5 protein-coding genes and 1 pseudogene are annotated in these 8,466 nt (G+C 68.2%); all 6 read left to right on the forward strand.

Features of this window, described 5'->3' with window-relative positions:
- On the forward strand, positions 1 to 1,992 hold a 1,992-nt coding region (locus RMO12_RS10330), incomplete at its 5' end, for a hydantoinase/oxoprolinase family protein (protein WP_309639224.1).
- Positions 1,993 to 2,020: 28 nt separating this feature from the next.
- Positions 2,021 to 4,075 carry a hydantoinase B/oxoprolinase family protein gene (locus RMO12_RS10335; protein WP_309639225.1) on the forward strand — a complete coding sequence of 685 codons (2,055 nt, stop codon included), beginning with the start codon at positions 2,021 to 2,023 and terminating at the stop codon, positions 4,073 to 4,075.
- Between the two features lie 10 nt (positions 4,076 to 4,085).
- On the forward strand, positions 4,086 to 5,015 hold the full coding sequence (locus RMO12_RS10340; protein ID WP_309639226.1) for a hypothetical protein: 930 nt from the start codon (positions 4,086 to 4,088) through the stop codon (positions 5,013 to 5,015).
- Positions 5,016 to 5,033: 18 nt separating this feature from the next.
- On the forward strand, positions 5,034 to 6,434 hold the full coding sequence (locus tag RMO12_RS10345) for an AMP-binding protein (protein WP_309639227.1): 1,401 nt from the start codon (positions 5,034 to 5,036) through the stop codon (positions 6,432 to 6,434).
- 54 nt (positions 6,435 to 6,488) lie between these two features.
- Positions 6,489 to 8,171, forward strand: coding sequence for a PQQ-binding-like beta-propeller repeat protein (locus RMO12_RS10350; protein ID WP_309639228.1), 1,683 nt, complete (start codon positions 6,489 to 6,491; stop codon positions 8,169 to 8,171).
- Positions 8,171 to 8,466: pseudogene (locus tag RMO12_RS10355) on the forward strand (hypothetical protein); the annotation flags it as partial. The gene RMO12_RS10350 and the pseudogene RMO12_RS10355, both read left to right, overlap by 1 nt.

The raw sequence follows: 8,466 nt of genomic DNA on the forward strand, positions 1-8,466 counted from the left end.
CCCAAGATCGACATCATTCGCTACTCGACCACCGTGGCGCTGAACCGGCTGCTGCAGCGCATCGGCCCGCGCATTGGCCTGTTGATGACCGAGGGTCACGAGGACGCCATCATCATCGGCCGCGGCGCGCAGTGGACCGACGGCCAGCGCGTGGCCGAGCGCCGCAACATCGCGGTGCAGAACAAGCCGCTGCCGCTGGTCGAGCGCAACCTGATCCTGGGCGTGAAGGAAAGAGTGGACTCGAGCGGCGCGGTGCTGCGCCCGCTCGACGAGGAAGACGTGCGCCGCAAGCTGCGCCTGCTGATGGACCGCGGCGCGCGCGCCATCGTGGTCTCGCTGCTGTGGAGCTTCATGAACCCGGTCCACGAGAGAAGAGTGCGCGAAATCATCCGCGAGGAATACAAGGAGTTCCACATCGGCTTCGTGCCGGTGGTGCTGTCCTCGAGCGTGGTCGCGAAGATCGGCGAGTACGAGCGCACCATGACGGCGGTGCTCGACGCCTACCTGCAGCAGTCGATGCAGAACGACATCGGCGCCACCTGGGACAGGTTGCGCGAGAAGGGCTACCGCGGCGCCTTCCTAATGATCCACAACTCGGGTGGCTCGGCCGACATCTTCAAGACGCCCGCCTCGCGCACCTTCAACGGCGGCCCGGTCGCCGGACTGATGGGATCGGCCTACTTCGCCGAGAAGCTCGGCTACAAGAACGTGATTGCCGGCGACGTCGGCGGCACCAGCTTCGACGTGGCGCTGGTGGTGGAAAGCAGCGTGCGCAACTACACCTTCAGGCCGGTGATCGACAAGTGGATGGTCAACGTCACGATGATGCAGACCATCTCGGTGGGCGCCGGCGGCGGCTCGATCGCCCGGGTCGAGAAGGGGCGCCTCACGGTCGGCCCGCGCAGCGCCGGCTCGATGCCCGGCCCGGTCTGCTACGACCTGGGCGGCACCGAGCCGACGGTGACCGACGCCGACGTGGTGCTCGGCTACATCAACCCCGACAGCTATTTCGGCGGGCGCATGCCGCTGTCCAAGGCCAAGGCCGAGCGCGCGATCCGCGACAAGATCGCAGAGCCGCTGGGCATCGCGATGATCGAGGCGGCCGCGCTGATCCGTCGCGTGATCGACGAGCACATGTCGGGCGCGATCAAGCGCGAAGTTCACATGCGCGGCTACCACCCGGAGGACTTCGTGCTGTTTGCCTTCGGCGGTGCCGGGCCCACGCACATGTGCGGCCTGCGCGGCGACGTGCCCAAGGCGGTGATGTTCCCGGCCGCGCCGGTGTTCTGCGCCATGGGCAGCTCCATCATGGACATCGTGCACATGTACGAGCAGTCGCGCCGCATGGTGTTCATGGCGCCGATGAGCGAGAAGATCGTCATCGACCGCGAGCAGTTCAATGAAACCGTCTCGACCATGATCGCCAAGGCCCGGCAGGATTTGCAGAGCGAAGGCCTGGACGTAAACGACGCCGTCTACGCGCTCGAACTCGACATGCTCTACGGCGGCCAGGTCAACCTGAAACGTGCGTCGTCGCCGCGCATCGCGATCGAGTCCGATGCCGACGCGCTGGCGGTCTACGACGCGTTCGAGAAAGAGTTTTCAGAGTCGTTCTCGCCGCTGGTGGTCAACAAGCCGGGCGGCGTGTTCCTCGACAACTTCGTGCTGCGCGTGACGGTGCCTACGTGGAAGCCCGAGGTGCCGGTCTACGAACTGCAGGGCGGCGACCCCTCGGGTGCGCACCTCGGCAAGCGCAAGGCCTACTGGCCCGAGACCAAGGCCTGGGTCGACACGCCGACCTACCAGTTCGAGCAGCTGCAGGCCGGCAACGTGGTGATGGGCCCGGCGGTCGTCGAGGCCGAGCTCACCACCATCGTCGTGCCGCCGGGGCAAAAGTTCTCGATCGAGAAGCATGGGCTGGGAATCCTCGAGGCGGTCAACCCGCCGCCGCCGCGCAAGCGCATCGCGTCGCAGGTCGCCGTGGCCGCCTGAAACGAACCGCACGACAGGAGACAGATCCATGGGCATCCCGACCCTCGAGGAAAAGCTTGCCTGGCTCAAGCCCTCGCCGCCCAGCCAGCGCGAGCTCGAGCTGGCAGCGCAGATCGACTCGGCCACGTTCGAGATCGGCTTTCAGCGCACCAACGACATCCTCGACGAGGGCATGGACGTGTTCCAGCGCTCCTGCCGCTGCGCCATGGGTGTGGCAGGCGACTCGCTGGTGGCGATCATGACGGCGGCCGGCGACATCGTGAACGGCTCCTGCGGCACCTACCTGCACGCCGTGATACCGCCGCTCATCATCAAGTACATCCTCGCCACCTACGCAAGCGAGATCAGGGACGGTGACCTCTGGTTTGCCAACGACGCCGTCTACGGTGGCGTACACAACCCCGACCAGATGGTGTGCATGCCGGTGTATTACGAAGGCAAGCTGGTCGCCTGGACGGCAGCGCTCGTGCACACCACCGAGACCGGCGCCATCGAGCCCGGTGGCATGCCGGTGTCGGCCACCACGCGCTTCGAGGAGGGCATGAACATTCCGCCGATGCGCATCGGCACCAACTTCAGGTTGAACGAGGACGTGGTGTCGATGTTCGTCGCCTTCGGCATCCGCGCACCGTCGATGATCGCGGTGGACCTGAAGGCGCGCTGCACCACCGCCGACCGCGTGCGCACGCGGCTGCTCGAGCTGTGCGAGCGCGAAGGGGTCGACTACATGACCGGCCTGTTCCGCAAGATGCTGCAGGAGGCCGAGGCGGGCGCCCGCGACATCATCGAGCAGTGGCCGGACGGCAAGTACCGCTGCGTCACCTTCAGCGACGCGGTCGGCCTGAAGCAGGGCCTGGTGCGCTCCTGCTTCATGACGATCGAGAAGACCGGCGACCGCATGCTGGTCGACCTCTCCGAGACCGGCCCCGAGACGCCGTCGCCCTACAACGCGCATCCGCAAGCGGCGATCGCGCACTTCTCGAACTACATCTACGAGTACCTGTTCCACGCGCTGCCGATTTCCAACGGCACCTTCGCCGGCATCGACTTCAAGTTCGGCCACAACACCTGTCTCTCGCCCGACGCGCGTGCGGCCACGTCCTGCTCGGTGATGATCTCCACCGGCGTGATGAGCGCGGTTCACAACGCGGTCGCCAAGGCGATGTTCTCGACCGGCCTGTGGAAGCAGGCCGGCGCCTCGATGGGCAACGGCGGCAATGCGCTGGTGCTGGCCGGCCAAAACCAGTGGGGCGCGCATTTCGCCGACATGCTGGCCTACTCGATCAACACCGAGGGGCAGGGCGCACGCCCGACCGAAGACGGCATGGACGCCTTCGGCTTCCCCTGGTGCGTGTTCGGCCGCGCGCCCAACACCGAAACGGTGGAGAACGAATTCCCGCTGTTGGTGCCGCTCTCCAACCACTGGAGGGACAGCTGCGGCCACGGCAAGTACCGCGGCGGCGTCGGCACGGCGCAGATGTGGGTGGCGCACCATGTGCCGGCCCTCTACATGATGGCGATCGCCGACAACACCAAGCTGCAGACGCCGCAGCCCTTGTTCGGTGGCTATGCGCCCTGCACGGTGCCCGGCATCGGCATCCGCAATTCCAACGTCAAGCAACTGATGAGCGAAGGCGACGCGTCGCTCGAGCTCGACGTGCAGGAGCTGCTGACCCGGCGCGCCATCGGTGGCGACTACGAGGTCGAGTTTCAGGGTCGCTCGGTGCGACCCTACAACAACGGCGACGTGGCGACCTTCGCCTTTTCTTGCGGCGGCACCGGCTACGGCGATGTGCTCGACCGCGACCCGAAGGCGGTCGAGGTCGACCTGCTCAAGGGCGTGCTGTCCGAGCAGGCGGCCGAGTTTGTCTACAAGGTGGTGTGGGACGCCGGCATGCGTCGCGTCGACCTCGAGGCGACCGCCGCGCTGCGCGCGAAGGAACTGGTCGCGCGCAAACAGCGCGGCAAGCGCTACGAGGACTTCGAGCCCGAGTGGCTGAAGCAAAAGCCGCGCGAGGACATCCTCACCTATTACGGCTCCTGGCCCGACGCCAAGATCGTGAACCCGCTGCTGCGGGCCTGAGGAGACGGGCATGAGCGATGCACATGCGGGGGCGACGGGTGCAGTGTGGCGCAAGCGCATGCAGGACCTGTCGCGCAACGTCGGCCGGCCGCATGCACCGCTGTTTGCGCCGCTCGCGTTGGCGGCCGCGGCGCAGATCGAGGCCATCCCGGTCGCCGAGATGGTTCGCGACGCGACCCGCTTGCGCAAGAACGCGAGCGAGATGCGCCGCATCCTCGGCCTCTCTGCGGTGGTGTGCGCGGTGCCCTCGGCGATGGAGCTGGAAGCGGTGGGCGCGGCCGTCTCGGACGACTGGCCGCCCCGCGTGATCGGTGTGCCCGGCGGTGTGCTGGGCGAGCTGGACGTGGCGGCGATCACCGCCAGCCCACGGCTCAGGGCCTCGGTCGAGGCGACGCGCCAGATCGCCGCGGCCGACGCGAGCGAGCCGGTGCTGGTCGCCGCGCTGACCGGCCCGGCGACCCTGCGGGCGCAACTGCGCACGGCCGGTGCCCTGACGGATGCCCAGACCGGCTACGACTACGTCGGCCGCCTGCTCGCGACCTTGGCCCGGCTGTATGCCGAGGCCGGCGTGCATGTGCTGCAACTGCATGAGACCGTCTTGCCCGACGAGGCCGAAGTGGATGAGTGGAAGGGGGCGCTCGGCACCGCCGGCAACGTCGCGCGCTTCCACCGCATACCGCCGCTGCTGGTGTTCGACAACGCCGCGCTGGCACCGCCCTGGCCCGCGCAGGCGGTGGCCTGCCCGACACCGCAGCAGCACGCCGGTGCGATGCCGCGCGCGCATGGCCGCGCCTGGAGCGTGGGCGTGAGCGCCTGGCCGCCGGGTCAGCTCGCCAACGAGGTCGCGAGCGAGCGTTACGTCACCACCGTGGCCGACCTGCCGGCCGACACTCCGGTGGCCAGCCTCAAGGCCAGCGTCGAGCGCGTGTGCGGCGGCTGATCGAGCGGACGCGACCCGATGACGAACCACACCGATAGCGCTTGCTTGCCGCACCGCGACGCCCGCGGTGCCGACGCCGCGTATTGGGACGCCGAGCTGGAGACCAGGCCCTGGCCCGAGGTCGAGCGCTGGCAGGCCGAGCGCATCGGCGCCTTCCTGCCCGCGCTGCGCCAGCGCTCGTCGATGTATGCCGCGCTGCATGCCGGATCGCCCCTGCCGGCGATGCGTTCGCTGGCCGACCTGCAGGCGCTGCCCTTTACCTACAAGGACGACATCCGCGCCGCACAGGACCGCGCCAGCGCCGAGCAGCCCTTCGGCGCCAACCAGGCGGCGCCGACCGCCGAGGTGGTGCAGGTGTTGTCGTCGTCCGGCACCACCGGCGCGCCGATGTACTACGCGCTCACCGCGCACGACGTGGCGGTGTTTGCCGACGTCATTGCCAACACCTGGTTCACCGCCGGGCTGCGCCGCGACGATGTCGTCGCCCACCTCGTCGGCCTGCCGATGGTGGCGGGCGGCCTGCCCTATGCCGATGGCTTCAGGCGTGTCGGCGCCACCTTGTGCTGGCTCGGCGGCTTTCCGACCGAGCGCATCCTGCGCGAGATGCGGCGCCTGCGCGTGACCGCCTTGCTCGCCACCACCTCGTTCGGCCTGCACCTGGCTGAGCAGTGGGAGCAGATCGGCCGCGACACCGGCCTGCCCTCGACCCTGGCCAAGGTGCTGTGCGGCGGTGAGCCGGGCCTCAATCAAGCGGACATCCGCGGCCGCATCACCGGCGGCCTGGGCATCACGCACCTGCGCGAAGTGATGGGCCTGGGCGACGTGATCCCGGCGATGTGGGGCGAGTGCGAGGCTCACGACGGCATGCACTTCAATGCGCAGCGGCACGTTGCCATCGAGCTGATCGAGCCGGCCAGCGGCGCGGTGCTGCCCTGGGCGAAGGGTGCCACCGGCGAGGTCGTCTACACCGCCTTCGACCGCGACGCGACACCGCTGGTGCGTTATCGCTCGCGCGACCACGCCCTCGTCACCGGTGCCGAGCGCTGCGCCTGCGGGCGCACCAGCCCGCGCATCCGCTGCATCGGCCGCACCGACGACATGCTCATCTACAAGGGCATGAACGTGTTCCCGACGGCCATCCGCGACCTGATCACCCGGCAGTTCGCGGGCCGGGTCGAGCCGATGCTGCGCATCCTCAAGGACCACGAGGAGCAGGTGCGCTTCGACGACCCGCTGCCGGTGGAGATCGAAGCCGCCGAGGCGGTGGCGGCAGCCGACTACGCGCGCCTCGCTCGAGAAATCGAGTCGCTGGTGCGCAGCCAGCTGCAGGTGCGCATCATCGCCACCTTGATGGCGCCGGGCAGTCTGCCGTGCGGCGTCTACAAGAATTCGCTGATTGCGGTTCGCGGCGCCGCCTGAGAACATATCCCACGGCTGTAACGAGCCATTTTTGTCAACTGAACTGGAAACACCATGAGTCGTTTGAACTTTGCGTCCGTCAAGTCATGTGGGTCGGTCATCGTCGCCTTGACGTGTGGAGTGATGGCTGCGGCGTGGCCGGCGCATGCGGGCGCCGCTGACAACAACCCGGGCGACTGGAACCAATACCACGGCGACTACCGCGGCTGGCGCTTCAGCCCGCTCGACCAGGTCAACGTCGGCAACGTCAAGAAGCTCAAGGTGGCCTGGATCCACCAGCCGGGCGACATCACCCAGGGCATGCAGTCCACGCCGCTGGCCATCGACGGCGTCATCTACTACATCGGGCCGAACCTGCGCGTCTTCGCGGTCGACGGCGCCACCGGCAAGGAGCTGTGGCGCCACATCATCGAGCTCGACGCGGTGGCGGGCAAGTCGATCTTCAGCGGCTACAGCCGCGGCGTCTCGGTCGGCCACGGCAAGGTCTACGTCGGCACCACCGACGGCCGTGTGGTCGCGCTCGACCAGAAGACCGGCAAGCTGCTGTGGGCCACCCAGCTCACCGACCCGGCCAAGTGCCACGGCTGCAACTTCACCTCGCCGCCCACGCTCGCGGGCGAGGTCGTGGTGCTCGGCCCGACCGGCGGCGACATCGCGCAGAGCGGCAAGATCTACGCCGTGAACGCGCTCACCGGCGAGAAGCTTTGGCAGTTCGAGACCATCCGCAACGACCCGGCCAGCTGGCCCGGCGAGAGCGGCAAGACCGGCGGCGGCGGCGCGTGGATGGCCGGCCAGTACGACCCCAAGCAAGACCTGTTCTTCATCGGCACCTCCAACGCGGCGCCCGACTTCGATGGCTCCAAGCGCAAGGGCGACAACCTCTACACCGCCACCACCCTGGCCATCGAGCCCAAGACCGGCAAGCTGCGCTGGCACCACCAGGAGATTCCGCACGACGTCTGGGACTACGACTCGGCCTATGAATTCCTGCTGATCGACAAGGGCGGCAAGCAGATGATGATCCACCTCAACAAGGGCGGCTTCGTCACCGTGATGGACAGCGCGAGCGGCAAGGTCGACAACGTTTGGCAGTTCTCCGAGAACGTGAATTGGGTCAAGAGCGTGAACCCGAAAACCGGTGCACTGGTCGGCCGCAACGAGCCCGAGATCGGCAAGAGCAAGGTGTTCTGCCCCAGCGCCTTGGGCGCGCGCAGCTGGAACCACGGCGCCTACAGCCCCAAGACCGGCCTGTGGTACAGCAACGCGCAAGAGTTCTGCAATCGCCTGACCGTCGCCGACGACCACGACCCCAGCAAGCTGGCGTTTTCGCAGCCCAACTTCGGCATTTCCGAGATCGCCTTCGAAGCGCCCCCGGGCGGCAAACCGTCGGCGCGGCTGCAGGCCGTCGACCCGTTCACCGGCAAGCGTGCGTGGACGGTCGACTACCCGTTGCCGGGCTTGGGCGGTGTGCTCGTGACGGCAGGCGACCTGGTCTTCAACGGCGATTCGCGCGGCCTGGTCCACGCCTACGAGGCCAAGAGCGGCCAGGAGCTGTGGAGCTTCAACACCGGCTCGGGCATCCGCGCCGGCATCATGAGCTACTCGGCCGGCGGCAAGCAGTACATCCTGGTGCCCAGCGGCATGGGCTCGCTGTTCCCCGGCTTCATCGGCGGGCTCTACCCGGAGTTCAAGACGCTCAACGGCGGTGCCGCGGTGATGGCGTTCACGCTCGAATGATGAAGCACGACGCGCTTGAAGCGGCGTTCGCGGCGCGGCGGTGGCGTGCGCTGCCGCTCGCCGCAACGCTGATGCTCGGCGGGCTGCTGGGTGCGGGCGCGGCGGTCGCGGCCGACAGCCCGGCGGTGGCCGCCGACGCACCGGCTGCCGCCGACGTGGCGGCTGCCGTTCCTTCGGCCCAGCAGTTGGCCGATCCCGAGTGGGTGGCCCAGGGCCGCAAGCGCTTCATCAGCGCCTGCGCCTATTGCCACGGACAGCAGGGCGAAGCCGGCAAGGGCAAGTCGTTCAAGGACCG

This window comes from Methylibium sp., from assembly GCF_031393925.1.
Taxonomy (GTDB): domain Bacteria; phylum Pseudomonadota; class Gammaproteobacteria; order Burkholderiales; family Burkholderiaceae_C; genus Methylibium.